Origin of the sequence: Amycolatopsis sp. Hca4, from assembly GCF_013364075.1 — a bacterium.
Taxonomy (GTDB): Bacteria; Actinomycetota; Actinomycetes; order Mycobacteriales; family Pseudonocardiaceae; genus Amycolatopsis.
The window spans coordinates 10,401,301-10,426,955 of the sequence record NZ_CP054925.1 but is presented as its reverse complement, the minus strand read 5'-3'; the positions used below and the strand labels follow the sequence as shown (position 1 = coordinate 10,426,955).

The window sequence follows — 25,655 nt, the reverse complement described above, 5'->3', positions numbered from 1 at the left end:
ACGGTGGCCGCTTCTCCGTGGCTCTCAGTAGGTCGGCCGCTTCCGGCTCAGCACCCCGGGCGGCCCGGACGGCGTCGGCGACACGCCCCGGTCGTCGAACCGGCCTCGAAGCGTCTGCCGCACCTCCACCACCCCGTCGACCCGGCGGACCAGCGCCACGATCACCGGGATCATGCTCTGCCGCTCCACCGTGCCGTTGAGGGTCACGATGCCGTTGTGCACGGAGACGTACAGCGAAGCGGGGTCCATGGCCATCTCCCGCAGCAGCACCTCCTCCCGGACCTCGTCCCGGATCTCGCGGTCCGTGCGCAGGAACACCCGCAGCAGGTCCGAGCGGGACACCACGCCGACGAGCTTGCCCTCGTCGTCCACCACCGGCAGACGGTGGAAATGGTGTTCCTCGAGCAGCTTCGCGGCCACCGTGACGTCGTCGTCCGCGCGGACGACGACCGCCGGGGCCGTCATCAGGTCCGCCACGAACGCCGCGCCCGCCTTGCGCTTCGCCTGGCGGGAACCGGGCTTGAGCAGACCGTGCGGGGCCTCGCGCTCGAGCAGGTCACCCTGTGAGACGACGCCGAGCACCTTGCCGCCGGAGTCGACCACGGGCGCCCCGCTGATGTTCCAGCCGGCCAGCAGGAGAGCGACCGCCTTGAACGGCGTGTCCGGGCCCACGGTGGTCACTTCGGTCGTCATGACCGAGCCCACCTTGCGGTGACTGGGCATCTCGACCTCCTTCACAGCAGCGGCCCGGGGTAGTACCCGGCCGCGGGCTCCGGCTCCGGCTTCTCGTCCTTCTCCGGCTCCGGGACCGTCCGCGCCGGGATCACCACGACGGGGCAGCTCGCTTCGCGCAGGCAGTGCTCGGCGACCGAGCCGACCAGCAGCTTCAGCAACCGGTTGTGGCCGTGGCTGCCGAGGACGAGCATCGAAGCGGTCTTCGACGCCTCCTCCAGTGCCACCGTCGGCGAGTGTTCGACCAGCTCGGCCCGGACGGCGACGCCCGGGTGCTCGGCCCGCACCTCGCCGACGACCTCGTCCAGCTGGCGCCGTTCACGGTCGGCGACCGTCTGCGGTGTCCCGGCGACCGCCGCGCCGAGGTCGTAGACCGGCTCGAACGTCCACGCGCGCAGCGCGACGACCTGCCGGCCGCTCACCGCCGCTTCGGACACCGCCCAGCGCAGTGCGGCCGCGCTGATCGCCGAGTGGTCCACGCCGACGACGATGTCGCCCTGGTTTGCCGTGGTCATGTCGGTTTCACCTTCTCTTCGTCCTCAAGAACGGGTTTTGCGGTCCTGGTCGGCGAACCACTCCTGCTGCCAGCGTGCGTAGCGGAAGCGGTCGAGCGAGAACACCGAAAGCCGGTAGGCGACGGCCAGCAGGATCAGCGCCGCGAGCCACAGGCCGAGCCCGACGCCGGCGGCGTCGATCACCACGGCCGCGCTGCTGAGCGGCGGGTCCACCGGGTTGCCGTCGCGATCCACCCAGACGTCGAGCCGGTGCCCCTTGAGCGTGCCCTCGTCGGCGACGACCTGGCCGACGCGGCGAGTTCCGTCCGGGAGCACCCAGGTCGCGTCGGTGGGTGCGCCGCCGCCGAGGGAGCCGGTCCGCGAGTTCACGTTGATTTCGGGGCCGTCGGCGAGCAGGGTCGCGGTCACCAGGGTGCGCTCCGCCAGCTCCTGGGCCGACTGCGCCTGCTGGCGCGCGAACGTCTCGGAGCCGACGCTCGCGGCGGCCGGCAACGCGACGAGGGCGAGCAGTACCACCAGGGCGAGCAGGCCACCCTGGAGCCGGTCCGAGGGGCGCGCCACCGAACCCCGGGGCGGGACCAGCGTGCGCCACATCCGCGCGATCCGGTTCATGGTGGGCGTCCTTTCCTTCGGTGTTCCCTTCCCGCTTCCAGGATCACCGGACGTCCGGGTCCACCGAAGAGGCCTTGGGCCCCGGACCGGAGTCCGTCGGCGGCCGCGCCGGGGACTTAGGACCCTGTGCCGTCCGCGGCACCCGCGGGATGGTCGGAACACCCGCAGGAAACGGAGCAGGAACCATGCGCGCACGCGACATCATGACCACCCCGACGTTCGCCCTGGCGCCGACCGCGACGCTCGAAGAGGCCGCGAAGGTCATGACCGCGCACGGGTTCACCACCATGCCGGTGGTCGACGCGGACGGGCGGCTGCTCGGCCTGCTGTCCGAAGTGGACATCCTGCGGGTGCCGGCCCCGCCGGGCGACCCGGACACCGGCGTGCTGCTCGACGGCGGCCCGCGCACGGTGGGCGCGGTCATGCGCACGAGCGGGCTGGCGGTACCGGCGGACACCGACGTCGGCGAGCTGGCGCGGCGGATGACCGACGCCGGCGTGCGTTCGGCGCCGGTCGTCGAGGGCGGGCACGTCGTCGGGATGATCACCTTCCAGGACGTGCTGCGCGCATCGGTCCGCCGCTGAGCTTCACCCGGCCGTGGTCCGGTGGGTCAGCACCTCGTGCACCGGGCGGCGGCCGGTCAGCCGGGTCGGGTAGCCGTAGCCGATGCGCAGCAGCGTGTGGGGTTGCCCGGCTCCGGCGAAGAGGCGGTCGAGCGACTCCCGCGTGCGCGGCGTCTCGAACGGCTGGGACAGGAACGACGTCGCCAGGCCTTCGGCGGTCGCGGTGAGCAGGACCCGCTGCATGGCCATTCCGGCCCGCACCTCCGCGTGCGGTCCCCGATCGCGGGTGAGCACGGCACCGAGGAGGGGTTCCTGTTCGTACTCGCGCGCGGGCAGGTCCTGGTCTTCGTGCGACGCGCGCAGCGAGACGATGCCGTGGCCGTGCGACGGCGGCCCGGACGCGATCTTCGGCACGCCGTCAGGGCTTTCGGGCTCGCGGTGGGTCCAGAACGCGGCTTCGGCGCGGAACTCGTCGTCGTCCGCCTGCAGTGCTTCGGCCTGCCGCACCAAGGAGGCGACCGGGGTGTACCGGCCGGACGCGTCGAGGTACTCGATCTGCCCGCCTTCGTGCAGGGCCGCCGACTTGAGGGTGTCCCGCACGACCGGCGGCACTTCCTTGTCCAGCAGCGGCCGCCGGTTCGTGTGCCGGCGGAACACGGCCTCGGCGAGCTTGCGTTCGGCCGCGGTGGCCTTCTCGTTGCCGTCGAGCCGGATCACCGCGACGAGGTCGGGCTCGGCCGGGTCGGGCAGCAGCCGCACGACCGCGGCGAGCCCGTTGGCCCGCAGGCTGATCTGCAGGTTGAGGGCGGCCGCGCCGCAGGACAGCCGCGCCTCCCGCCCGTGCGGATCCGCGACCCCGAGAACGCGCTCCCGGTCCAGCCAGACCTCGACGACTTCGTCCTCGACGACGAACCGCCACGGCTGGGTGTTGTGCGGCGACGGCGCGCGCACGGCCGAGGCGAGGGCCTGGTCGAACACGCTGGGCAGTGGTCGGCTCATCGTCGGGCTCCGGTGTCCGGGGAACGGGCGCCTTCAGCATCACCGGAGGCCGCCGGGCGCCGCGACGGCCGCGCGTCACGTCCGGGGAGGACCAAAGGCCTTCCCGGTGTCAGCACAGCACTCGCTCACCCTCCTCGGGAACCACCGCGCACCAGTCCGCTTGCGCGTGCAGCGCCTTCGCCAGCGCCTGCGCTGCTTCCGCGTCCCCCTCGGCCACGAACGCCGTCTCGGGCGCCGGGGTGGCGGTCGCCCACGCGAGGACTTCCTCCGGGCCGGCGAACGCACCCGTGCCGCCGAGTGCGGTCACCTCCGCGCGGACCGGGACGTACCGGCCGTGGATCTTCAGGTGGCGGGCACCGTTCGCGAGCTGCGCCGCGCGTGTCCCCGGCGCCGGGTGTCCGCACAGCACGACTCCGCCGCGGCGATCCGGCAGCACCCGGGCGAGGTGCCGGAGGACGCGCCCGGAGTCCGCCGTCCCCAGACCGGCCAGGATGACCGACGGCCCGTCCGGGGGTTCCGCCCGCAGCCGGGGAGCCGGCACACGCGCACCGCGGCGCAGCTCGCCTGCCGCCTTGCGGTGGACGTCGAGACCGAGGTCGCCGTCCAGGACCACCGGCACCGGTGGGAGCTGCCCGGTCTCCGTGAGCGCTCGAAGCACCTCGACGCCACCGTCCACCGAAACCGGGACGACCACGCACCCGCCCCGCCGCACCGCGCGGTGGATCGCCGCGGCGAACCGGCCGGGCAGGTGGCCGCCGGCAGCCGGCCGGGGTGCCGCGAAGACCAGCACGTCGGAGCGGGGACACGGGTCCGGTGCCCGCAGCAGCGGGTGGTCCGCCGTCCCCAGCGGGCCCGCGAACACCACCGAACGGCCGCCGGCCCGCACCCGCACCCAGGCTGCGCCCAGCAGGCCGCCGGCGCGGCCGAACTCGATCTCCACGCCGCCGAAGCGGTGCAGCGACCCGAATTCCACCGGCCGGACCAGGGCCAGCGCGCGGGTGACGTCCTCCGCGCGGAACGGCGGGACACCCGGCGGCGGTGGGCAGACCTGGGCAGCGTCTTCGGCGAACTGCTTCGCGGCATCGGACAGCACCACCGGCAGCAGCGCGGCCGTGGCCGGAGTCGCGAACACCGGCCCGTGCCAGCCTTCGGCGACCAGCTGCGGCAGGAATCCGGCGTGCCCGAGGTCGGCGCTCGGCAGGATCACCGCGTCGGCCGCGTGCAGTTCGTCCGGACCCGGCGAGAAGTTGTGGCGCCACGCCGTCTCCGGCCCCTCGAAGAGCCCGCAGCCGACCAGCAGCGTGGTGTCCGCCGCCAGCAGGTACCGGGCGCCGCCCAGGAACGTCAGGAGCGGATCGGCGTGCGCCGGGTGGTGCGCGGTCACGTGCAGCCGCCCCGGCCACGGGCTGGTGCGGTAGCGCGCGGAAGCACGGCGGGCGGCACTGAGCGCGGCGGCGCGGGATCCATCGGACATCGAGACTCCCTTCGTGGATCAGCCGGCGATGTCACGCCGGCGGAACCCGGTCACCCCCGCCACGACCAGCGCGGCGCCCAGCGCCGTGAGCCAGAGCAGCGGCGCCGCCTGGACGGTCCCGCCCGGCAGCTTCGGCGAGTGGGTGAACGGCGAGAGGTCGAGCACCCACTGGTCGAACTCCAGCAGCACACCGAACTCGCCGAGCAGGAGGAACGTCACCAGCGCCACCCACGCGGCGGTCAGCGCCCGGCCGAGGAGGCCGAACACGACGGTCGCGATGCCGGCCAGCACCCACACCGCGGGCAGTTGCGCGAGCGCGGCGCCGATCAGCCGGGCCACCTCGGGCCCGACCCGGCCCAGGTGGGCGCCGTTCGTCAGCCCGGCCGCCAGCCCGAGCGCGGTCAGCAGGACCGCGGGTGCCCCGGCGGCGAAGGCGAGATAGCCGCCCAGGAGCCGGCGCCGGTCCACCGCGGCGGCCAGCAGCGGCTCGACGCGCAGGGCCCGCTCCTCGGCGCGGAGCCGGGCCAGCACGGAAACCACGTAGGCCGACGTGATCACCCCGCTCGCCGCCAGCTCCGCCGCGAGGAACGCGTCCGAGATCCCCTTCTCGCCACCGAGCGCGGTGATCATGGCCTGCGCCTGGGCGTTCGTCAGCATCGAGCCGACGTTGCCGGCCAGGCTGCCGCACACGAGCCCCAGCAGGACGTACGCGCTCGTCCACACCGCGAGCGTGCCGCGGTTGAGCCGCCACGCCAGTCCCCCGGTGCTCCCCAGCGACCGGCCGGCCCCGGCGGGGCCCGGGTGGTCGGGCAGCAGGCCCGCGTCGAGGTCCCGGGCCCGTGCCAGCGCGATGGCGACCCCGCCGAGCGCCGCGGCGGCGACGGCCGGGACGGTGAGCACCCACCAGACGTCACCGGCGAACGGGCGGACCTCTTCGCTCCACCCGATCGGCGACAGCCGGGAAAGCCACCCCGGACCGGCGGAGTCGCCCACCGCCCGCAGGAAGTAGGCGGCGACCAGGAAGAGCACGGCCAGGCCCGAAGCGGACTGGGCGCTCTTGGTCAGCTGGGCCGTCACCGCGGCCGCGCCGCCGAACACCAGGCCCGCGGCGGCCCAGCACAGCCCGAAGGCCAGCGAGCCGCCGGCCGGCAGCCCGGTCGCGGCGAGAGCGGCCGCGGTGGTCAACCCGAGCACGACGCTCGCGCCCGCCGTCACGGCGAGCCCGGCGACCAGCCCGGCATACCGGCCCACCACCGTCGAGCCGAGCAGCTCGCGCCGTCCGGCTTCCTCCTCGGCCCGGGTGTGCCGGACCGCGGTGAAGATCATCACCAGCCCGACCAGGGCGGCCCCGAACGCGGTCAGCTTGAACACCGAGGTCGCGCCGAGCGTCGGCTCGTGCACCGGCCCGTACAGGGCGCGCAGGGACGGCACCCCGTTGATGGCGGCCGCCGCCGCGTGCAGGTCGGCGTCCGTCGGGTAGACGGCCATGGTGGCGGCCGCCGCGGACGCCGCCGTCGCCGCGAACACGAGGATCCAGACCGGCAGCCGGATCCGGTCGCGGCGCAGGGCCAGCCGGATCAGCGCGCCCGTGCCGGCGAAGACGCCGCTCATGCCGGCACCGCCTCCCGCTCGCCGCGGTAGTGCCGCAGGAACAGCTCTTCCAAAGTCGGCGGACGGCTGACCAGGCTGTGCACCCCGCACTGCCCCAGCGCGGCCAGCACCGGGGACAGCGCGGCGGTGTCGACGGTCAGCCGGACGTCGGAACCGTCCACGGCGAAGTCGTGCACCCCGGGCAGCGTGGCGAGGCCGTCCGGCGCCCCCGCCACCCGGGCGGTGATCGTCGTACGGGTGAGGTGGCGCAGGTCGTCGAGGCTGCCCGCGTCCACCACCCGGCCGGCGCGGATGATGCTGACGCGGTCGCACAGGGCCTCGGCCTCGGCCAGAATGTGGCTGGACAGCAGGATCGTGCGGCCCCGCTCCCGTTCTTCCCGGATGCACTCCCGGAAGGTCTCCTCCATCAGCGGGTCGAGCCCCGCGGTCGGTTCGTCGAGCAGCAGCAGCTCGACGTCGGAAGCCAGCGCGGCGACGACGGCGACCTTCTGCCGGTTCCCCTTCGAGTAAGCGCGGCCCTTGACCCGCGGGTCGAGCTCGAGCCGGTCCAGATACCGCGCGCGGCGCGCCGGATCGAGGCCGCCGCGCAGCCGGCCGAGCAGGTCGATCACTTCACCGCCGGTCAGGTTCGGCCACAACGACACCTCACCCGGCACGTAGGCCAGGCGCCGGTGCAGCGCCACGGCGTCGTGCCAAGGGTCCCCGCCGAGCAGCCGCATCTCGCCGCCGTCGGCGCGCAGGAGACCCAGCAGCAGCCGCAGCGTCGTGGTCTTCCCGGCCCCGTTGGGCCCGAGGAAGCCGTGCACCTCCCCCGCCTCGACGGTCAGGTCGAGCCCGTCGAGCGCGCGGGTGCGCCCGAACGACTTGCGCAAGCCGCGGATCTCGATCGCCGCGCTCATCGGGTGGCCTCCAGCAGGATCCGCCGCTCGGCCGACGCGATCGCCGCGCGGGCGGGGCCGATGACGTCCGGGTTGACGGAAATCGACGTGATGCCGAAACGCACCAGGTGCTCGGCGAAGCCCGGTTTGGTGGAGGGCGCCTGGCCGCACAGCGACGACGTGATGTTCTTGTGCCGGGCGATCCGGACGATCCGCTCGATCGCGTCGAGCACCGCCGGGTCGGCCTCGTCGAACAGCTCCGCGCACTGCCCCGAGTCGCGGTCGACACCCAGCATCAGCTGGGTGAGGTCGTTGCTGCCGATCGAGACGCCGTCGATGCCCATCCCGGCGTACTCGCCCAGCCAGTGCACGACCGAGGGCACCTCGGCCATCACCCAGCGGTGCAGGCCGCGCTGCCGGCCGAGGGGGCTGGTGTCGACCAGCTCCAGGCACTCCTCCAGCTCCCACTTGGTGCGCACGAACGGGATCATCAGGTGCAGGTTCGGCGTCTGCTCGCGCACCCGGGCGAGGGTCTCCAGTTCGAGGGCGAACAGGTCGCGCTCGCGCACGTACCGGTAGCAGCCGCGGTAGCCGATCATCGGGTTGCTCTCCACCGGCTCGAACTCCTCGCCGCCGGCGAGCCCGCGGAACTCGTTGCTGCGCAGGTCGGTGGCGCGGTAGACGACCGGGCGGGTGCCGAACGGCTTGGTGATCTTCAGCAGCGACTCCGCCATCTCGTCCACGAAGGACCGCTCTTCGCCCTTGGCCAGCAGGTCACGCGGGTGCCGCCCGCCGAGCGCCTCGGTGAGCAGGAACTCCGCGCGCAGCAGGCCGACGCCGTCGACCGCCTGCGCGGCGACCTCTTCGGCGTGCTCGGGCATGGCGAGGTTGACGTAGAGCTTGGTGCCGATGGCTTCCGGGGCCACCGGGGCGACGACGGGTGCCGTGTGCGCGGGTGCCTTCTTGGCCGCGCCCGGGCGGACCTCACCCTGGGTGCCGTCGACGGTGACCAGGCTGCGGTCCACCAGCACACGGGTGGCGTCGCCGGTACCGACCACGGCAGGAACACCCAGCTCCCGGGCGACCACGGCCGCGTGGCAGGTCATCCCGCCGCCGTCGGTGACCACCGCGGCGGCCCGGCGGATGGCGGGCACCCAGTCCGGGTTGGTCATCGGCGCGACCAGGATCTCGCCGTCGCGCAGGTGCTTGGCCTCGACCGGGTCGTGCAGCACGCGGACCGCGCCGCTGCCTTCGCCCGGCGAAGCGCCGAGCCCGGTGACGAGCGCGACGGTGCTCGCCGGCGTGACCGGCGGCAGCGTGGTGATCGGCCGGGACTGCACCAGGAAGATCTCGCTGTCGGCGATCGCGAACTCGATGTCCTGGGGCACGCCGTAATGCTCCTCGACGCGGGTGGCCATCCGGGCCAGCTCTAGCACGACGGTCTCGCTCAGCACCCGGCGGCCGCCCGCCGGCTCCGGCAGCTGGATGGTGACGTCGCCGCCGCCTTCGTCGGCGATGATCTTGTGGGTCTGCTTCCCGATCCGCACCGAGAGGATCAGCAGCTCCTGCTTGCCGACGACGTAGGTGTCGGGCTCGACGGCGCCGCTGACGATCGCCTCGCCCTGGCCGAACACGGCTTCGACGACGACGCGATCGCGGTCGCCGGTGCGCGGGTCGGCGGTGAAGATGACGCCGGAACGCTCGGAGCGGATCATCCGCTGCACGACGACGGCGATCGCCGGTTCGCCGGTGAACCCGCGGCTGGCGCGGTAGCTGACGACGCGCGGGCTGAACAGCGACGTCCAGCAGTCCACGACGTGCTCGGCGACGGCGTGGTCGCCCCAGATGTTGGTGTAGGTGGCGTTCATGCCCGCGAACGACGCTTCGGCGCCGTCCTCGCCGGTGGCCGAGGACCGGATGGCGACCGGTGTCGACGCGCCGAGCTCGCGGTAGGCCTGCGCGATCTCCTCCCGCAGCTCGCCGGTCAGCCCGGCCAGCCGGACGAGGTCCCGGATGCGGTCGCACTGCTCGGCCAGGAAGTTCGCGTCGTCCACATTGGCCAGAGCCTTGGCGTGCAGGTCGGCCACCTCGGAGCGGACGCCGGCCTTCTCCAGCGCGGCCCAGTAGCCGTCGCGGGAGATGACGAAACCACCCGGCACGGGGAACCCGGCGGAGATCAGCTCGCCGAGGTTGGCCCCCTTGCCCCCGACGGTCTCGTCGTCGGTGAGCCGGATTTCGGCCAGGTCGCGTACGTAGGTCATCGGGTTCCTCCTGGAGGTGCGAACAGCTCGCCGAGCGGGAGCCGGGGCGAGGGGGCAGCGGGGACGGCCGGGTAGCCGTAGCGGAAGATCGCCTGCGGGACACCGGGCAACGCGAGCTCGGACACGAGCCGCGCACGGAAGCCGGTCAGGTGCAGGGGCTGGGTGATGACCGAGCCGGCCAGCGCCTTCGACGCCGCGGTGAGCCAGGTGCGCTCCAGTGCCGCGCCGGCGGCCAGCTGGTCGGGCCGGGTGTCGCCGTCGGTGCAGAAGACCAGCCAGTTCTCCCCGGCGAGCCGGTCGGCGAGCACGGCGTCGTCGGGAATCGGCGTGCCGGGCCGGACGATGCCCGCGAACGGAAGCGGTTCGGGGCCGAGCGCGTCGCCGGCGATGCCGTCACCTGCGGCGTCCCAGCCGTGGGTGTGTGCGGTCCACACCGCGAGTTCACGCTGGTAGCCGCGGTCGTCGCGAAGAACCCGCGCGGCGAAACCGAGGAGCTGGGCCAGCTTGTCCAGCCGCGCGGGCCGGACGATGTGCACACCGGTCGTTTCGCCGGCGGCGACCAGCGCGTGCTGCACGGTCGTGGGCACGCGGCTGTGGAAGAACCGGTGCCGGTGACTGCGGCGGCGGCCGATCGCCTGGTACAGCAGATAGGCGCGGGTGGACGTGGCGCGCCGGCGGCCGATCGTCACCGTGGCCACGACGTCGCTGTCGTCCCGCAGGCCGACGTGGCAGTCCCGGCCGAGCGCGCGGACGGCCAGTTCGAGGTTGGTCAGCGCGGCACCGCAGGAGAGCACGCGGTCCCGGTCGGACGGATCGTGCCGGCGGAGGTGGACGTCCCGGCGTTCGAGCAGGTCGACCTCGGTCCCGCGGACGAGCAGCTGCCACGGCTGGCTGTTGTGCACCGAAGGCGCCCGGCTGACGGCGCGCGCGAGGACGCCGAGCTGCTCCGTGGTCAGGACGGTCATCGCGGTCACTCCTCGGCGCGGAGCCCGATGCCCCGCCGACGTCATCGTCGCGAGACCGGCGGGGGCCGCACCGGAGCACAAAGTCCTCCGCTCCGGCGGAATTCGTCCCCTACCGGGCCGCGGCCGCCCGGCCGCACGATGGGCCGTCGCAGAGGAAAGAAGGAAGTCATGAGCACTGGTCGCGTCATCATCGTCGGCATGGACGGTTCACCGCGCGGCGACGCGGCTCTGCGGTGGGCCCTCGAGATCGGCGCCCACGAGGGCGACACGGTCCGCGCGATCCTCGTCCTGCCGCGGGACACGCTGCTGCCGGGCACGTCGTTCGCGATCCAGCCGCACGGCCGCGTCCCCGAAACCGGTTTCTCACTCGACTCGCACGTGCGCGAGCTGGCCATCGAGACCCCGGCATCGGTGGAGACCCGGACGGTCCACGGCGACCCGGCGACGGAGCTGGTGACGGCTTCGGCGGACGCGGATTTGCTGGTGCTCGGCGCCCACCGCGGCGGAGCGGTGGCGGATCTGGTGCTGGGCAGCGTGGGCCGGGAGTGCGTGCGGTACTCGCGGTGCCCGGTCGTGGTCATCACGCCGGAGGCAGCGAATCGGCTCGCGTCGGTGTGACCCCCGGAGGCCGTCACGGCTGGTGGCAATTCCGAGGCGAAGTGCTCATGAGATGAGACCCTTGGCTGATGATCGGCTACCCCTGGCATGTCGTCGCTGCGGCGCCCCTCGCTCTTGATTGGACCGAGCAAGGCGGAGAATGGCTCCACCGCTTCTCCAGCGCGCTGGCAGGCAAGTCGGTTTCCGTCGGAGGCCACCGCTATGACGACACGACAGCACCCTTCATCCAGATCACTCTTCAGGGTGAGACTGTTGCCGGGACGGTCGTCCTCCTCGCGGTCACCGATGATTCCGTTTTTGTCCTGATAGCCGGAGAGTCGGATCCCGGTGAGGAGCTCATCGGCATTATCACCGCAGCAGCCGCGCAAGCGACCGCCACCCTTGGCGACGAGGGTGAGGCGATTCCATGGACGGCGATTATCGGGCCTGGACCTGAGCGGATCAGCGGCCACCCGAGCCGACTGACGGCTGACGTGTCGATTGGGCCGATGCGACTGGTGTCCACCGACCAGGTCCTCGTCGAGCCCGAGAGCACCCAGCAGCGTACCCTCATCGCGCGGCTACAACTGGTCTGCGGCCGGTGTCCGCGCGACAAGGGAAGACACGTTCGACATTTCCTCGGCAACGACATTGACGTTGCCGGAGGGGCTTGATTCGGCCTGGGCCCGTCTCCAGCGAGAGCCAGTGCTGATTGCCGCTTTGGACACCTACCTCGAGGGGATCCAAGCCCTGCCGCGCCACCCCTCCTTCGCCGCGGTGTCTTTCGTCGCCTCCGTCGAGACCATCGCGGGCAAGCTTTTCAAGTTCGAGCGCTGCAAGAAGTGCCGGAACCGGTTGGGCCTCGGAGCAGGTTTCAAAGCTGCGCTTCGCAAAGTCCTGAGCGAGGAAGAAGCCGCAGCTCTGGATCCCGTTTACAGCGCTCGCTCGGAAACAGTCCACGCCGGCATACTCCATGGTGGCGAAACCACGCCCGGCATCCTGTTCCGCGGCCCTTGGAGTCGAAACAGCACCGACGACTTCCGCTGGCGAACGCTCTTGCGCCTTCAACGAGCTACCCGTCTTCTCCTGGCATGGGCCATCACGAACCCCTGGCCGGCACGGATTTTGGTTGCGCCGGCTTCCGCCGAAGGGGAACACGTGACCCCCTCCGGCTACGCCTCTGCGCAAGGTGTCGAAGGGTAGGCCCGGCTCTTCTTACACCGACCGGCGGCGGGTGGCCCAGCGGAACAGCTCGTCCGCACCCCACACGATCACCGGCATCGGCAGCAGCATCGCCACCACCCAGGCCGGCAGTGCCGCCGTCCCGAACACCAGTTGCAGCGGCGGCAGGTAGATCAACGCCGCCGCGAAGACCAGCTCGAACACGATTCCACCAAGCAGCAACCGGTTGGTCGTCAAGCCCACCGAGCGCAGCGACACCCGCTCGGTCCGGGCCGCGAACGCCGTGCCCACCTGGCAGAACACGATCGCCGCGAAGCTCGCCGTCGTGGCCTGCAGGTAAGCGTCGTGCAGCGCGCCCGAAGAGACGTCCGCGCCCGGGTGCCAGCCCGCCGCGTACAGCACCGCGAAGAACGCCCCGAGCACCAGTACGCCCGACACCAGGCCCATGATCCCCCACGCCCGCAGCAACATCCGGCCCGTGACCACACCTTCGGAACGGCGACGCGGGCGGCGGGACATCAAGCCGGGCTCCGCGGGTTCGCGGCCCAATGCCAACGCGGGCAGGGTTTCCGTGCCCAGGTCGATCGCCAGGATCTGCAGCACCGTCAACGGCAACGGGATCATCCCGCCCGACACCGCGAACAGCAGGAACGGCAGCACCTCCGGCACCGCGTGCGCGAAGATGTACAGCACGAACTTCCGGACGTTGTCGAAGACCCGCCGCCCCTCCCGGACGCCGGCCACGATCGTCGCGAAGTTGTCATCGGTCAACACCACCGTCGCCGCTTCCTTGGCCACGTCCGTGCCGCCGATGCCCATCGCCACGCCGATGTCCGCGCGGCGCAACGCCGGGGCGTCGTTGACGCCGTCGCCGGTCATCGCCACCACTTCGCCGCAGTCGCGCAACGCGTCCGCTATGCGCAGCTTGTCCTCCGGTGCCGCCCGGGAGAACACGATCTCGCCGTTGGCCGTCAGCGCGTCGTCGAGAGCCGGCTCCGAGAGCTCGGCCAGCTCCTCGCCGCTGATCACCCGGTCCGCGCCGATCCCGACGCGGCGGGCGATCTCCGCCGCCGTGCGGCCGTTGTCGCCGGTCACCACGTGCACCCGGATGCCCGCCGAATGGCAGTCCGCGACCGCGGCGGCCACCTCGGGCCGCGGCGGGTCGACCAGGCCCACCAAGCCGAGCAGGGTCAGGCCGGTCTCGGCCTCGTCGCGGCTGCCCGGCAGCGCGGCCACCCGGCGGCCGGCGACCGCCAGCACCCGCAGGGCGCGGCCCGCCATCTCGTCGACCAGCGCCAGGAGCCGGGCCCGCTCTTCGGCCGGCATCGCGCACCGGGGCAGCACCTGCTCCGGCGCCCCTTTCGTCGAGACCGAAAGCGCATTCCCCACGAGGTCCACAGTGGACATGCGCTTGAGCCGTGGATCGAACGGGTACAAGGCCTTCCGGCCGGCGTCGCGGAGGGACGGATCCGCGCCGTTCGCGTTCGCGTACCGCAGCAACGCCAGTTCGGTCGGGTCACCGCTCGACGCGGTGACGTCGGCGGTGGTGCACCGGGCCAGTGCCTCGACGAACGCCTCGCCCACCGGGTGCACCTCCTCGACGGTCATCTCGTTCCGCGTCAAGGTCCCGGTCTTGTCGGTGCAGATCACCGTCGTCGACCCCAGTGTCTCCACCGCGGAAAGCCGCTTCACCAGCGCGCCGGCCTTGGCCATCGACCGGACGCCCGCGGCCAGGGCCAGGGTGATCGTCGGCAGCAGGCCCTCGGGGACATTGGCCACCAGCAGGCCGATCGCGAACACGAACGCCGCCGACCACGACAGCCCGGCCAGCCAGCCCAGCGGCAGGAAGCCGATGCCGACGACGACGGCCACCAGCGCGATCAGCCACGCGACCCGCCGCACCTGGCGTTCGAGCGGGCTCTCTTCACGCCCGACGCGCGACGACAGCGACGCGATCCGGCCGATCTCGGTGTGCCGTCCGGTGGCGTGGACGACCCCGTGCGCGGCACCGGCGACGCAGACCGTGCCGCTGAAGACGAGCACCGGCGAGTCGAGGGGGCGGGATGCGTCGTCGTGGGCGTCGGCCATCCGGGTCACCGGTACCGACTCCCCGTCAGCATCGACGCGTCCACGTCCACCGTGCCGTCGATCAGCCGGGCGTCGGCGGGGATCCGGTTGCCCTCCGCCAGGACGAGGACGTCGCCGGGGACCAGCTCGGTCGCGGGCACGTGCCACACCTGGCCGTCGCGCAGTACCGGCGCCCGGTCGGGCAGGTACTTCCCCAGCGCCTCGACGGCCTTCTCCGCCTGCTGTTCCTGGACGAAGGCCAGCAGGCCGTTGAGCAGGATGACGCCGGCGATGGCGATCGCCAGGTTCGTCGTCCCGGCGATCCAGGCCAGCCCGCCCGCGACCCACAGCAGCAACGCGAGAGGGTGGACCAGCTGCCGTCCCAGCTCGATCGGCCACCTCCGGCCGCCGTGCGACGGCAGTGCGTTCGGACCGCTCACCTGCAGCCGGCGGGCGGCTTCCCGTGCTGTCAGGCCGCTCGGCGTGGTCCGCAGGTCCCGCAGCAGCCGGGAGACCGGCTCCCGGGCGTCGACCGGTGGTGCCTCGGCCGGGCCGGGCTTCAGGTGCGTGGTCATCGTGGTTTCCTTCGCTTCGAGGTGGCGAGGCCGACCAGCAGCAGCGCCTGCGGGGTGCCGGGCAGGATCTCGGGCTGCCGGGCCCGCTCGACGAACGGCTGACGGGGCAGCAGAACGCCGCGGGACGCAAAGCTGCGGACGGCCGCTGCGAGCCGGGTGCCGTGGAGTGCGGCGCCCGCGAGGACGTGGTGCCGGCGGCTGTCGGCCTGGGTGGTGACGAGCAGGGCGGACCGGCCCGTGACGTCGGCGCCGAGCTGCTCGAGGGCAGGCACCCAGCCGGGCCGCACGATGCGCACGTCGGTCTCCGGCCAGAAGTTCTCGCTCGCGAGTGCCCCAAGCACGGCCAGGCTGACCGGCCGCAGCTCCGGCTCGTCAAGCCTGCGCAGCGCCGTGTACCGCGCCCATTCGACGCTCGACGGCGGTCGCGGCGGGCCGGCGCGGACGACCGCCGCGACGTCGGGGCGGTCGGTGTCGTCCGGGAACGCCACGACCGGGTCGCGGCCCAGGATCCGCAGCACCGTCCAGACGGTCGACAGTGCCGCGCCGCATTCGATCAAGGCCGCGTTGCGTGCCCGGTCGCGCCGGGACGGCGGCTCGGTCAGGACGACCTCGTCCGGCCGCACTTCGGCGACGCACCGGTTCGGGCCCAGCCGCACCAGCGCGTCGCCCAGCACGGCGCGGGACGAGGTGTCCCAGTGGAACGCGGTCATCTGTCGGGGCGGCAGGTGGCGAGGAGCCCGTCGACGTCGGTCACGGTGACGCGGTTCTCCAGCCCCGGCGGGACTTCCGGCCGGACGTCCGGGTCCGGGGAGACGAGCGCCACCGGCACGTGGTCGCGGACGGCGCACACGACGCCGAACTCGCGCGCGGTCAGCTCGGGCTCCTGGCCGCGGACGTCCACGACCAGGTCGGGCTGGGCGAACGGCTCGTCGAGCGGGCAGCGGCCCCCGACCGCCAGCGCCCGGCAGAGCCCGGCGCGGCTGTGACACCGGCTGACCAGGCAGCCCGCGTCACGCAGGGGCTGGACGAGGAAGTCGGCGTCGCCGAAGGACGCCTCGGTTAGCAGGACGTGCACGGGGTCACCTCACGGACACTCGGGCGAGCGCCTCTTCGGCGCCGCGGGCCAGCTCCAGGTCTTCCCGGGGCAGCACGATCAGGGCGGGCACCGGGGAATCGGCCGCCGTGACGATCCGGTCGACGTCGGTGCGCGGGACGGCTCCGGCCCGCAGGCCCAGCACACCCAGTCCGTCGATGACGGACGTGATCAGCTCGGGCTGGTGCTCGGCGACCCCGCCGGTGAACACCACGCCATCCAGCCGGGACAGACTGGTCGTGGCGGCACCGATCTCCCGGCCCAGCCGGTGCCGGTAGACGTCGAGGGCCACCGAAGCGTCGCCATCGCCGCGGGCGGCCGCGGCCAGCACGCGCCGCAGGTCGCCGTTGGTGCCGGTCATCCCGGCCAGCCCGGAACGGTGGAACAGCGCCTCGGCCATCTCGGCCGGGCTCATCGGCGCCGTCTGCATCACGTGCAGCAGCAGGCCCGGATCGACCGAACCCGACCGGGTGGCCATCATGGCGCCTTCGAGCGGGGTGAAGCCCATGCTCGTGTCGACGCCGTGGCCGTCGCGGATCGCGGTCACCGACACGCCGGCGCCGACGTGCGCGCACACGAGTTGCAGGTCCTCGGGCGCCCGGCCCAGCAGTTCGCCGGTGCGGCGCAGGGAGTACTGGCACGACAGACCGTGGAAACCATAGCGGCGCAAGCGGTTCTGCACAGTCCACGCCCGGGGTAGCGGGTACCGCGCCGCCGCTTCCGGCATCCGCGCGTGGAAGGCCGTGTCGAAGCAGGCCACCACCGGCACGTCCGGCAGCAGGCGGCGGACTTCCCGCGTGACCTCCAGCGAGAGCGGCTGGTGGTTCGGTGCCAGGGAGGTGAGCCGTTCGAGGTTGGCGAGCAACGTGTCGTCCACGCGGGCCGGAGCCTTCTGGGAGCCGCCGTGGACGAACCGGACGGCGACGGCGTCCACTGCGGACCACCGGCGGATCGCGTCGCCCACCACGGCCGGGCCGGTCGAGTCCCAGGCGGCCCAGCCGACCGCGGTGCCGTCGACGACCAGCGACACCTTCACGCTCGACGAGCCCGGGTTCAGGGTCAGCACACGCACGGGTCGCTCCTTCAGTCTCGCAGCCGGCGGAGGAACGGGTCTTCGGCCGCGACGGGCTCCAGGCGGGCGCGAACGTCGAGCGCCACGCAGCCCTCCGAGCCCACGCGCACCGGGTTGAGGTCCAGCTCGGCCAGTTCCGGCACCAGTTCGGCGAGCCGGCTGACCTTCAGCAGCAGGTCGCGCACCGCGGCCCGGTCCAGCCCGGCCGCCCAGAGCGCCTTCGATGCGCGCAACCCGTCCAGGAGCAGGTCCGCGTCGGCGCCGGTCAGCGGTGCGAGCCGGGCGGCGTGGTCGGCGATCAGGTCGGTGTCGACGCCGCCGAGGCCGAACACGACCAGCGGCCCGAACACCGGGTCCGAGCGCACCCCGACCAGCAGCTCACGGCCCGGTTCGGCCATCGGCTGGACCGTCACGCCACGCAGGGCGGACCCGAAGCGGGACCGCAGGACCCGGAACGCCTCCACGATCCGGTCGGCCCCGCGCACGTTGAGCAGCACACCCCCGCCGGCGGTCTTGTGCAGCAGGCCCTCGGCGTCGGCCTTGAGCACCACCGGCGAACCGAGGTCGGCGGCCGCGGCGTCCATCGAGTCGCCTGCCTCGACGTAGTGGGTCTCCACCAGGGGGATGTCCGCGAGCCGGAGCAGTTCGACGGCGTCCGACGGCGAGAGCCAGCCTTCGTGCTCGCGGGCGAACGCACGCAATGCGTCCGGCGCTTCCAGCGGCTCGAGGTGGTCGTCGGCTTCGGGCCGGTTCAGCCACTGCTCGTAGCGGACCAGCCGGGCCAGCACCGCGGCGGCCGCCGCGGGGTCGTCGTAGCAGGCGGTGACGCCGCGGCCGGGCACCAGCGGCGCCACCCGGGCGCGCTGCCCGGGCCGGACCGCGAAGACGGTCTTGTACTCGGGCGGGAGCACCGCGGCGAGTGACGTGCCGGGGTCGCCGACCGCGGTGGGCACGGTCGCGGCGATGACCGCGTCGACGCCGTCGTCGTCGAGGACCGCGCGCAGAGCGTCGGCGAAGACCTCCGCACGCACGGCCGCGGTCGTGTCGACCGGGTTGTGCACCGCGGCTTCGGCGGGCAGCAGCTTCGCGAGGCGGTCCCGGGTGTCCTGGGACAGCTCGGCCATGACGAGGCCCTCGCGTTCGCAGGCGTCGGCGGCGAGCACTCCGGCGCCACCCGCGTTGCTCACCACGGCCACCCGCGGGCCGCCGGGCAGGAGCTGCCACGACAGGCCGGCGATGACGTCGACCAGCTCGGCGACGGTGTCGACGGCGATGACGCCCGCCTGCTCGAACAGCGCGTCCCGGGTGACGGCGGGGGTGGCGGCCGCGGCGGTGTGCGAAGCGGCGGCGCGCTGGGCGGTGTCGCCGCTGCCGGAGCGGACGGCGAGCACCGGACGGGTGCGGGCGAGCCGGCGGGCCAGCCGGCTGAACTTGCGCGGGTTGCCGAACGACTCGAGGTAGAGCACGGCCAGTTCGGTGCGGAGGTCGGCGGCCCACCACATGAGCAGGTCGTTGCCGCTGACGTCGTACTTGTCCCCGGTCGAGACCAGGTTCGACACGCCGAGGCCGAGGTCACCGAGAGATTCGGCCAGCGCGATGCCGACGCCGCCGGACTGGGTGACGACGCCGATGTTGCCCGGCTTGACCGGGGTGGCGAGGAACGTCAGGTCGTAGGGGCGGGCCGGGTCGGTGGAGACGACACCGAGGCAGTTGGGCCCGACCAGCCGGAGACCGTACTCGCGCACGGCCGCGTGGACGCGCTCGCCGGCGCCGGTGCCGGTCAGCCCGGAGGAGATGAGGACGACGGCCCGGACCCCGCGCTTCCCGCACTCTTCGACCGCCTGTGCGGCGGCCGGCGCGGGCAGGCAGATCACCGCGAGTTCGGGGGTGCGGCTCAGGGCCGCGATGGAGGGCGCGCTCGGCACGCCGAGGATCTCGTCCGCGTGCGGGTTCACCACCTCCACCGGGCCGGGGAAGCCGGAGCCGACCAGGTTGGCCAGCACGGCGTTCCCCACCGAACCCGGGCGGCGCCCGGCCCCGATCACGGCGATCGAGGACGGCCGGAACAGGTGGGCGAGGCTGGCGGCGTCGGCGACCGAATCGCGTTCGAGCACCGCCTCGACGTATGCCGGGTCGTCTTCGAGGATCATCACGACGTCGCGCTCGGGACCACCGACGCTGGCCTCGAAGCGCAGGCCGAGGTCCTTGAAGACGTGGAGGACGTTGGCGTTCTCGGCGAGCACTTCGGCGAGGAACCGTTTCAGGCCGGTCTTCCGGGCGTGGGAGACGAGGTGCTCCATCAGCAGGGTCGCCACGCCCTGGGTGCGCACGGTCGCGTCGACCACCAGGGCGACTTCGGCGTCGGCCGAGTCCTGCAGCACCTCGTAGTTCGCGACGCCGACGAGCTCCCCGCGCCGGTAGCAGCCCACGGCGTAGTGGCCGGGACCGGGGTCGGCGGCGATGCCGGCCGCCAGTTTGTCCAAACCGGACGGAGTGCCGAAGAACCGGAAGTAGGTGTCCTGCTTGGTGAGCCTGGTGTGCAGGGCGAGCACCTCGGCGGTGTCGGCCGGGTGCAGCGGGCGCACGAGCACCACGTCACCGTGCGCGAGCAGGGCCCGGGTCATCGCATCTCCTCGGGGCATGAGGGTGGGCGCGGCCGATCGAGGGCCGCGCCCACCGCGGAGGGTCACCTAGTCCTTGGTGACCTGGATCTTCACGTGCTTGTCGCGCGGGTGCTCCGAAACCGGCATCGAAACCTCGAGGATGCCGTCGGTGTACGTCGCCTTGACCTTCGCCGGGTCGGCCCCGGCCGGCAGGCTGACCGTGCGGCTGAAGGTGCCGTAGAAGAACTCACTGCGGCCGCCTTCGGCGGTTTCCTTCGCCTCACGCTCGGCGGAGATGGTCAGCAGCCCGTTGTGCGTGGTGACGGAGATGTGCTTCTCCGGGTCGAAGCCGGGCAGTTCGGCCCGCACGAGGTACTTGCCGTCCTCAGTGGACTCCTCGATCCGGACCGGGTTGTGCTCGGCGAACGGCCAGGGGTTCTCCAGCCACGCCGCGATGCTCGGCAACGCCAGGCGTGAGCCCGGCACCAGGGCAGTCATCCGTTCCTCCTTCCCTGCGACTTCGGGGGTCGCAGGACAAGGAGACCTCGGTTCGGTGGCCCGCCGACGCGGCCGGATTGCCTGAACCCTGAGGACTTTCGTCACTGAAGAGCGGCCGGTGCCGCCGACCGACCTACCGGACGCTCAGCCGACCGGGGCCGACCACTCGACCCTGACCCCGCCGTCGGGGCCGCTGTCCAGCGAAAACGTCCCGCCCGACGCCTCCGCACGGTCACGCAGGTTGCCCAGCCCGCTCGGCGAGATCCCCTCCGCCAGCCCCTTGCCGTCGTCGGCCACCACTACGCGGATCGTCTCTTCCTTCACCGCGATCGACACCGTGACCGTCGAGGCGTCCGCGTGGCGCACCGCGTTGCTCACCGCCTCGCGCACCACCGCTTCGACGTGCTCGGCCAGCTGCGCCGGCACCGTGTCGATCGGGCCCGACATGCTGACCGTCGGCTGCAGCGGGGCGTCGTCGGTCAGCTCGGCGATCGCGTCGTGCAGGCGGTGGCGCAGCCGCAGGCCCGTGGCGCCCGCCGCGCCGCCGTGCAGGTCGAAGATCGCCGTGCGGATCTCCTGGACGATCTCGTGCATCTGCTCGATGCTGTCACCCAGCCGTTTCTGCAGCTCCGGGGACTTCGTGCGCCGCTGGGTGCTCTGCATCGACAACCCGACCGCGAACAGCCGCTGGATGACGTGGTCGTGCAGGTCACGCGCGATCCGGTCGCGGTCGCCGAGCACGTCCAGCTCCCGCGCCGCCCGCTGCTGGGCCGCCAGCTGCAACGCCAGCGCCGCCTGGTCGGCGAAGGACGCGACCACCGACAGCTGCGCCGCCTCGAAGCCGGCGGAACCGGCTTCGCGGGCCGCGATCAGCACGCCGGTCGTCCGGTCGCCGGCCCGCAGCGGCACCACCATCGCCGGCCCGAAGCGGTGGTCGCGCAGGCTCAGGTCGGGCACGCTGCGCGGCGTCCGGTCCCGGTACACCGAGCCCGGCACGCTCTCGTCGACGTCGATGCGCGTCCCGGACAGCTCGGCCGCCCGCGTGCCCGCGCAGACGGTGACCGTCAGGTCGTCGACATCGTCGCCCCAGTCCTCGTCGGCGTCGAGCCGCCCGGAGTTCGGCAGGGCGAGCATCGTGACGTCGGAGCCGGTCAGCTCCAGCGCGCGGCTGGCGATCAGGGTGAGCGCCTCCGCCGGGTCGGTGCCGCCGAGCAGCTCGGTGGTCACCTCGCTGGTCGCGGCCAGCCACTGCTGGCGCACGCGCGCCTGCTCGTAGAGGTGCGCGTTCTCGATGGCGATGCCGGCCGCCGCGGCGAGAGCCTGCACCACGACCTCGTCGTCGTCGGTGAACGGCTCCCCGTTCTTCTTCTCGGTCAGGTACAGCCGGCCGAACACCTCGTCACGCACCCGCACCGGCACGCCGAGGAACGAGTGCATCGGCGGGTGGTGCGCGGGGAAGCCGACGGAGGCCGGATGGGCGGAGATCTCCTCCAGCCGCAGAGGTTTCGCCTCGTCGATGACCACGCCCAGCACGCCGTGCCCCTCGGGCAGGTCGCCGATGCGACGGCGGGCTTCGTCGTCGATGCCGAGGTAGATGAACTCGGACAGGCTGCCGTCCTCGGCGAGCACACCGAGCGCGCCGTACTTGGCCTCGCCCAGCTCGATCGCCGCCTGCACGATCCGGGTCAGCGTCGTGTCCAGTTCGAGCCCCGAGGCGACGGCCAGCACGGCGTCGAGCAGGCCGTCCATCTTGTCGCGCGTGGAGATCAGCAGCTCGATCCGGTCCTGCAGGTCGCGCAGCAGCTCGCGCAGCCGCAGGCCGGACAGCGTGCCGGCCATCCGCCGTGGCTCCTGCCCGGCTTCGCTCACCACGACCTCCGCATCATCGGTGACTTTGTCCCCTTTCCGCGGCACCGCGGGGCGAGAGACCGTCGGAACAAGCTTTGGAACCACAGTGTGTCGCACCGCGGCACCAAGGGGAGACCATGACACTACCCATCACTTCGATCGGCTTGCTGGACCCCGATCAGGTGAAGTCCGTCGTCGGCGCTGCGGTGCTGGCGCCGTCGACGCACAATACGCAGCCCTGGCGTTTCCGCTGCACCCACGCCGGGCTGGAGCTGCACGCCGACCCGGACCGCGCCCTGCCCGTGGCCGACGCGGACCGGCGCGAGCTGCTGCTCTCCTGCGGTGCCGCTCTGTTCAACCTGCGCACGGCCATCCAGGCGCTCGGGGCCCACCCGGCCACGACGTTGTTCCCCCGGCGTGACGACCCGACGCTGCTGGCCGTGGTCCGGCCGTTCGCCGCCCGCCGTCCCGACCCCCGTCTGGTCGAGCTGGCGGACGCGATCCCCCGCCGTCACACGAACCGGACGCCGTTCGAGGCGGGCTCGATCCCGACGTCCGTGGTCGCCGACCTGCGCCACGCGGCCGAGGTCGAGCAGGCGTGGCTGCCGCGGCTGAGCGGGCAGCAACTGGAGGGCCTGCGCGAATTGATCCACAAAGGGCACCACGCCCAGCTGACCGATCCGGCGTTCCTCTCCGAGTGGCACCAGTGGACCGGACGTGGTCCGGACAGCCGCGACGGCGTCCCCGAGTACGCGGCCGGGTCGATGCCCTCCAACAACGGCGGCTGGGTGCTGCGCGACTTCGGCTCCCGGACGCGCGGCCGACCGGACGACTCCGAGCCGCTGGTCGTGGTCATCGGCTCGTTCGACGACACCCCCGTCGACCGGCTGCGGGCCGGTCAGGCGATGCAGCGGGTCCTGCTGACCGCGACCGTGGCCGGGCTCGACGCGTCGTTCATCTCCCAGCCCGTCGAGGTCCCGGCGGTCCGCACCGAACTGCGGCAACTGCTCGGTGGTGGGTTGTGGCCGCAGATCGTGCTGCGCCTGGGCCGCGGCGCCCCGGTGCCGTGGACGCCACGGCGGTCGCTGGCGGACGTCCTGATGGAGCCCACCGCGCTGAGCACTTGAACGACACGCGTTGCGGCGTCAGGCCCGCAGGAACAGGTGGTCGCGGCCGGCAAGCGATGGCGGCGAGCAACGCCGGGGAGGGATGCTTCGTGGAGCCGTACCCTTGCAGGGTCGCGAAGTGCATCCCCGATGCCGGCGGGCCACGACCCCGAACCGACCGCGGTGGACAGCGAGGTGGTGCGGTGCTCAGCCCTGGTTGCGCAGCTCGGTGGCCAGCACCGCCGCCTGCGTGCGCCGTTCCATGCCCAGCTTGGTCAGCAGCCGCGAGACGTAGTTCTTGACCGTCTTCTCGGCCAGGAACATCCGCTCGGAGATCTGCCGGTTGGTCAGCCCCTCGCCGATCAGCTCCAGCAGCTTTCGTTCCTGGTCGGAAAGGTCGGCCAGCGGCCCCTTCTTGGCCTGGCTGTCGCGCAGCTTCGCCATCAGGGCCGCGGCGGCGTGCGCGTCGAGGAGGGACTTGCCCGCGCCGACGTCCTGCACCGCCGAGACCAGGTCCATGCCTTTGATGTCCTTGATCACGAACCCGCTCGCCCCGGCCATCACCGCGTCGAGCATCGCCTGCTCGTCGGTGTAGGACGTCAGCATCAGGCACTTCAGCCCGGGCAGCTTGGACCGCAGCTCGCGGGCCAGCTCGATGCCGTTGCCGTCCGGCAGGCGGACGTCCAGGACCGCGACGTCCGGGTTCAGCGCCGGGATCCGGGCCAGCGCCTGCGACACACTGCCGGCCTGGCCGACCACCGTGAGGTTCTCGTCCTCGTCCAGCAGGTCGGCCACGCCACGGCGGACGACCTCGTGGTCGTCGACCAGGAACACTCGAAGCACGGAAACCTCCCAAGGACGGGTCGGACAGCCTCAGCGTACGACCGCAAGGCCCGCGGCGGCAGGGACCCGTGGCCGTCCTGGAAGTGACCAAGGACCCTAAGGCCGGACACCCTCCGCACCGGATGCTCGCCGGGTAACCCGCGAACGAGCAGGAGATACCGGATGAGCGCCCTGGACCTCGCCCGATGGCAGTTCGGGATCACCACCGTCTACCACTTCATCTTCGTCCCGCTGACCATCGGGCTGTCGTTCCTGGTCGCCGGGATGCAGACGGCCTGGGTGCGCACGGGGAACGACCGCTACCGCCGGATGACGAAGTTCTGGGGAAGCTGTTCCTCATCAACTTCGCCATGGGCGTGGCGACCGGCATCGTGCAGGAGTTCCAGTTCGGGATGAACTGGTCGGACTACAGCACGTTCGTGGGGGACATCTTCGGCGCGCCGCTGGCCATCGAGGGCCTGCTCGCCTTCTTCCTCGAGTCGACGTTCCTCGGCCTGTGGATCTTCGGCTGGGACAAGCTGCCGAAGAAGCTGCACCTGGCCACCATTTGGCTCGCCGCGACCGGCACCCTGCTCTCGGCGTACTTCATCCTCGCCGCCAACTCCTGGATGCAGCACCCCGTCGGCTACGCGGTCAACCCCGCCACCGGCCGCGCGGAGCTCAAGGACTTCGGCGCCGTGCTCACCAACTCGACCGCGATCGGCGCCTTCGCGCACACCATCACCGCGTGCTTCCTCACCGCCGGGATGTTCGTCGTCGGGATCAGCGCGTGGCAGCTCCGGCGGCAGAAGCACGCCGACGTCTTCCGTCCGTCGATGAAACTCGCCCTGGTCACGGTGCTGATCGCCAGCCTCGGCGTGATCGTCACCGGTGACCTGCAGGCCCGGCTGATGACCGAGCAGCAGCCGATGAAGATGGCCGCCGCCGAAGCGCTCTACGACACCGTCGCCCCCGCGTCGTTCTCGCTGTTCACCATCGGCTCGCTCGACGGCTCGCAGGAGAAGTTCAGCGTCCGCGTCCCCGGCGTGCTGTCCTTCATGGCCACCGGGAAGTTCGACGGCCAGGTCGAGGGCATCAACGACCTGCAGGCCGCCGAGCGGCAGCAGTACGGGCCCGGCGAGTACCGCCCGGACATCCCGGTCGCCTACTGGACCTTCCGGCTGATGATCGGCTTCGGCTTCCTGTGCCTGCTCATCTCCCTGGTCGGCCTCTGGCTGTTCCGCCGCGGCCGCACCCCGCGCGCCCGCTGGTTCTTCCCCGTCGCCACGCTCGGGATCGCCCTGCCCTACCTGGCCAACAGCGTCGGCTGGATCTTCACCGAAATGGGCCGTCAGCCGTGGTCGGTGTTCGGGGTCCTCAAGACGGCGGACTCGGTGTCACCGACCGTCTCCGCGGGCAGCGTGCTGACCTCGCTGATCGTGTTCACCCTGCTCTACGGCGTGCTCGCGGTCGTCGACGGCGTGCTGATGGTCCGCTACGCCAAGGCCGGTCCCCCACCGCCGGAAGCCGCAGAACCCGAGTCCGACGAGCCGCGCCCCGCGGCCTTCGCCTACTGAGCCGG

The 25,655-nt window shown here is 72.5% G+C and carries 21 protein-coding genes and 2 pseudogenes; 6 read left to right on the top strand and 17 right to left on the bottom strand.

The window, feature by feature from the left end; all coding sequences use genetic code 11:
* Window positions 1-24: 24 nt before the first annotated feature.
* From HUT10_RS47255 to HUT10_RS47245, 3 genes are read right to left on the bottom strand one after another with little or no spacing between them, the layout of a single operon-like run.
* Window positions 25-693, bottom strand: coding sequence for a CBS domain-containing protein (locus HUT10_RS47255; protein ID WP_254897354.1), 669 nt, complete (start codon window positions 691-693; stop codon window positions 25-27).
* A gap of 41 nt (window positions 694-734) precedes the next feature.
* Window positions 735-1,247: a universal stress protein gene (locus tag HUT10_RS47250; protein ID WP_176177170.1), complete on the bottom strand. Its 513-nt coding sequence runs from the start codon at window positions 1,245-1,247 to the stop codon at window positions 735-737.
* Window positions 1,248-1,271: 24 nt separating this feature from the next.
* Entirely contained in the window at window positions 1,272-1,859 is a 588-nt protein-coding gene (locus tag HUT10_RS47245) for a hypothetical protein (RefSeq protein WP_176177169.1), read from the bottom strand.
* Between the two features lie 185 nt (window positions 1,860-2,044).
* Between HUT10_RS47245 and HUT10_RS47240 the strand changes: the two genes are divergently transcribed.
* Window positions 2,045-2,443: an HPP family protein gene (locus HUT10_RS47240; RefSeq protein WP_176177168.1), complete on the top strand. Its 399-nt coding sequence runs from the start codon at window positions 2,045-2,047 to the stop codon at window positions 2,441-2,443.
* A gap of 3 nt (window positions 2,444-2,446) precedes the next feature.
* Here the strand turns inward: HUT10_RS47240 and HUT10_RS47235 are convergent, their stop codons facing one another.
* The 6 genes from HUT10_RS47235 to HUT10_RS47210 form a co-directional block, all read right to left on the bottom strand.
* Complete coding sequence (locus HUT10_RS47235) at window positions 2,447-3,421, bottom strand: nitroreductase family protein (protein WP_176177167.1); 975 nt, start codon at window positions 3,419-3,421, stop codon at window positions 2,447-2,449.
* 109 nt (window positions 3,422-3,530) lie between these two features.
* Window positions 3,531-4,895 carry an MBL fold metallo-hydrolase gene (locus HUT10_RS47230; RefSeq protein ID WP_176177166.1) on the bottom strand — a complete coding sequence of 455 codons (1,365 nt, stop codon included), beginning with the start codon at window positions 4,893-4,895 and terminating at the stop codon, window positions 3,531-3,533.
* A gap of 18 nt (window positions 4,896-4,913) precedes the next feature.
* On the bottom strand, window positions 4,914-6,506 hold the full coding sequence (locus HUT10_RS47225; RefSeq protein ID WP_176177165.1) for an ABC transporter permease: 1,593 nt from the start codon (window positions 6,504-6,506) through the stop codon (window positions 4,914-4,916).
* Entirely contained in the window at window positions 6,503-7,405 is a 903-nt protein-coding gene (locus tag HUT10_RS47220; protein ID WP_176177164.1) for an ABC transporter ATP-binding protein, read from the bottom strand. Before HUT10_RS47220 ends, HUT10_RS47225 begins: the two co-directional genes overlap by 4 nt.
* A complete protein-coding gene (ppsA, locus tag HUT10_RS47215) occupies window positions 7,402-9,645 on the bottom strand; it encodes a phosphoenolpyruvate synthase (protein WP_176177163.1) in 2,244 nt (747 codons plus the stop codon). Before ppsA ends, HUT10_RS47220 begins: the two co-directional genes overlap by 4 nt.
* Window positions 9,642-10,610, bottom strand: coding sequence for a nitroreductase (locus tag HUT10_RS47210; RefSeq protein WP_176177162.1), 969 nt, complete (start codon window positions 10,608-10,610; stop codon window positions 9,642-9,644). Before HUT10_RS47210 ends, ppsA begins: the two co-directional genes overlap by 4 nt.
* A gap of 168 nt (window positions 10,611-10,778) precedes the next feature.
* Here HUT10_RS47210 and HUT10_RS47205 point away from each other — a divergent pair, with 168 nt between their 5' ends.
* The 3 genes from HUT10_RS47205 to HUT10_RS47195 all read left to right on the top strand — a co-directional run bounded on the left by HUT10_RS47205 (window position 10,779) and on the right by HUT10_RS47195 (window position 12,410).
* The gene (locus HUT10_RS47205) at window positions 10,779-11,228 is read left to right on the top strand and encodes a universal stress protein (protein ID WP_176177161.1); all 450 of its coding nucleotides are present in this window, start codon (window positions 10,779-10,781) and stop codon (window positions 11,226-11,228) included.
* Between the two features lie 68 nt (window positions 11,229-11,296).
* On the top strand, window positions 11,297-11,881 hold the full coding sequence (locus tag HUT10_RS47200) for a hypothetical protein (RefSeq protein ID WP_176177160.1): 585 nt from the start codon (window positions 11,297-11,299) through the stop codon (window positions 11,879-11,881).
* A gap of 31 nt (window positions 11,882-11,912) precedes the next feature.
* On the top strand, window positions 11,913-12,410 hold the full coding sequence (locus tag HUT10_RS47195) for a hypothetical protein (protein WP_176177159.1): 498 nt from the start codon (window positions 11,913-11,915) through the stop codon (window positions 12,408-12,410).
* A gap of 12 nt (window positions 12,411-12,422) precedes the next feature.
* On the opposite strand, the pseudogene HUT10_RS47190 reads toward HUT10_RS47195, so the two are convergent.
* The 7 genes and pseudogenes from HUT10_RS47190 to HUT10_RS47160 all read right to left on the bottom strand — a co-directional run bounded on the left by HUT10_RS47190 (window position 12,423) and on the right by HUT10_RS47160 (window position 22,136).
* Window positions 12,423-15,031 (bottom strand): annotated as a pseudogene (locus HUT10_RS47190) (cation-translocating P-type ATPase).
* On the bottom strand, window positions 15,028-15,741 hold the full coding sequence (locus tag HUT10_RS47185; RefSeq protein ID WP_176177158.1) for a hypothetical protein: 714 nt from the start codon (window positions 15,739-15,741) through the stop codon (window positions 15,028-15,030). The pseudogene HUT10_RS47190 and the gene HUT10_RS47185 overlap by 4 nt, the downstream one beginning before the upstream one ends.
* Window positions 15,738-16,106, bottom strand: coding sequence for a hypothetical protein (locus HUT10_RS47180; RefSeq protein WP_176177157.1), 369 nt, complete (start codon window positions 16,104-16,106; stop codon window positions 15,738-15,740). The genes HUT10_RS47185 and HUT10_RS47180 overlap by 4 nt, the downstream gene beginning before the upstream one ends.
* Window positions 16,107-16,110: 4 nt before the next feature.
* Window positions 16,111-17,196 (bottom strand): acetate/propionate family kinase, encoded by a 1,086-nt coding sequence (locus tag HUT10_RS47175; protein WP_176177156.1) that lies wholly within the window; start codon window positions 17,194-17,196, stop codon window positions 16,111-16,113.
* 11 nt (window positions 17,197-17,207) lie between these two features.
* Window positions 17,208-19,820 carry a bifunctional GNAT family N-acetyltransferase/acetate--CoA ligase family protein gene (locus tag HUT10_RS47170; RefSeq protein WP_254897353.1) on the bottom strand — a complete coding sequence of 871 codons (2,613 nt, stop codon included), beginning with the start codon at window positions 19,818-19,820 and terminating at the stop codon, window positions 17,208-17,210.
* Between the two features lie 66 nt (window positions 19,821-19,886).
* The gene (locus tag HUT10_RS47165) at window positions 19,887-20,297 is read right to left on the bottom strand and encodes an Hsp20/alpha crystallin family protein (protein WP_176177154.1); all 411 of its coding nucleotides are present in this window, start codon (window positions 20,295-20,297) and stop codon (window positions 19,887-19,889) included.
* A 144-nt stretch (window positions 20,298-20,441) separates the two neighbouring features.
* The gene (locus HUT10_RS47160) at window positions 20,442-22,136 is read right to left on the bottom strand and encodes a GAF domain-containing protein (protein WP_176178385.1); all 1,695 of its coding nucleotides are present in this window, start codon (window positions 22,134-22,136) and stop codon (window positions 20,442-20,444) included.
* Between the two features lie 146 nt (window positions 22,137-22,282).
* Between HUT10_RS47160 and HUT10_RS47155 the strand changes: the two genes are divergently transcribed.
* Window positions 22,283-23,272, top strand: a complete 990-nt coding sequence (locus tag HUT10_RS47155; RefSeq protein ID WP_176177153.1) for a nitroreductase family protein — start codon at window positions 22,283-22,285, stop codon at window positions 23,270-23,272.
* Between the two features lie 186 nt (window positions 23,273-23,458).
* On the opposite strand, the gene HUT10_RS47150 is transcribed toward HUT10_RS47155, so the two are convergent.
* Window positions 23,459-24,094, bottom strand: a complete 636-nt coding sequence (locus tag HUT10_RS47150; protein WP_176177152.1) for a response regulator transcription factor — start codon at window positions 24,092-24,094, stop codon at window positions 23,459-23,461.
* A gap of 162 nt (window positions 24,095-24,256) precedes the next feature.
* Here HUT10_RS47150 and HUT10_RS47145 point away from each other — a divergent pair.
* Window positions 24,257-25,650 (top strand): annotated as a pseudogene (locus HUT10_RS47145) (cytochrome ubiquinol oxidase subunit I).
* Window positions 25,651-25,655: the final 5 nt, after the last annotated feature.

Coding starts and splice junctions, on each gene's coding strand:
- HUT10_RS47210 (WP_176177162.1), bottom strand. CDS start 10,610: ATGACCGTCCTGACCACGGAGCAGCTCGGCGTCCTCGCGCGCGCCGTC.
- HUT10_RS47230 (WP_176177166.1), bottom strand. CDS start 4,895: ATGTCCGATGGATCCCGCGCCGCCGCGCTCAGTGCCGCCCGCCGTGCT.
- HUT10_RS47205 (WP_176177161.1), top strand. CDS start 10,779: ATGAGCACTGGTCGCGTCATCATCGTCGGCATGGACGGTTCACCGCGC.
- HUT10_RS47220 (WP_176177164.1), bottom strand. CDS start 7,405: ATGAGCGCGGCGATCGAGATCCGCGGCTTGCGCAAGTCGTTCGGGCGC.
- HUT10_RS47235 (WP_176177167.1), bottom strand. CDS start 3,421: ATGAGCCGACCACTGCCCAGCGTGTTCGACCAGGCCCTCGCCTCGGCC.
- HUT10_RS47185 (WP_176177158.1), bottom strand. CDS start 15,741: ATGACCGCGTTCCACTGGGACACCTCGTCCCGCGCCGTGCTGGGCGAC.
- HUT10_RS47165 (WP_176177154.1), bottom strand. CDS start 20,297: ATGACTGCCCTGGTGCCGGGCTCACGCCTGGCGTTGCCGAGCATCGCG.
- ppsA (WP_176177163.1), bottom strand. CDS start 9,645: ATGACCTACGTACGCGACCTGGCCGAAATCCGGCTCACCGACGACGAG.
- HUT10_RS47255 (WP_254897354.1), bottom strand. CDS start 693: ATGACGACCGAAGTGACCACCGTGGGCCCGGACACGCCGTTCAAGGCG.
- HUT10_RS47250 (WP_176177170.1), bottom strand. CDS start 1,247: ATGACCACGGCAAACCAGGGCGACATCGTCGTCGGCGTGGACCACTCG.
- HUT10_RS47155 (WP_176177153.1), top strand. CDS start 22,283: ATGACACTACCCATCACTTCGATCGGCTTGCTGGACCCCGATCAGGTG.
- HUT10_RS47170 (WP_254897353.1), bottom strand. CDS start 19,820: ATGACCCGGGCCCTGCTCGCGCACGGTGACGTGGTGCTCGTGCGCCCG.
- HUT10_RS47245 (WP_176177169.1), bottom strand. CDS start 1,859: ATGAACCGGATCGCGCGGATGTGGCGCACGCTGGTCCCGCCCCGGGGT.
- HUT10_RS47160 (WP_176178385.1), bottom strand. CDS start 22,136: ATGGCCGGCACGCTGTCCGGCCTGCGGCTGCGCGAGCTGCTGCGCGAC.
- HUT10_RS47200 (WP_176177160.1), top strand. CDS start 11,297: ATGATCGGCTACCCCTGGCATGTCGTCGCTGCGGCGCCCCTCGCTCTT.
- HUT10_RS47225 (WP_176177165.1), bottom strand. CDS start 6,506: ATGAGCGGCGTCTTCGCCGGCACGGGCGCGCTGATCCGGCTGGCCCTG.
- HUT10_RS47240 (WP_176177168.1), top strand. CDS start 2,045: ATGCGCGCACGCGACATCATGACCACCCCGACGTTCGCCCTGGCGCCG.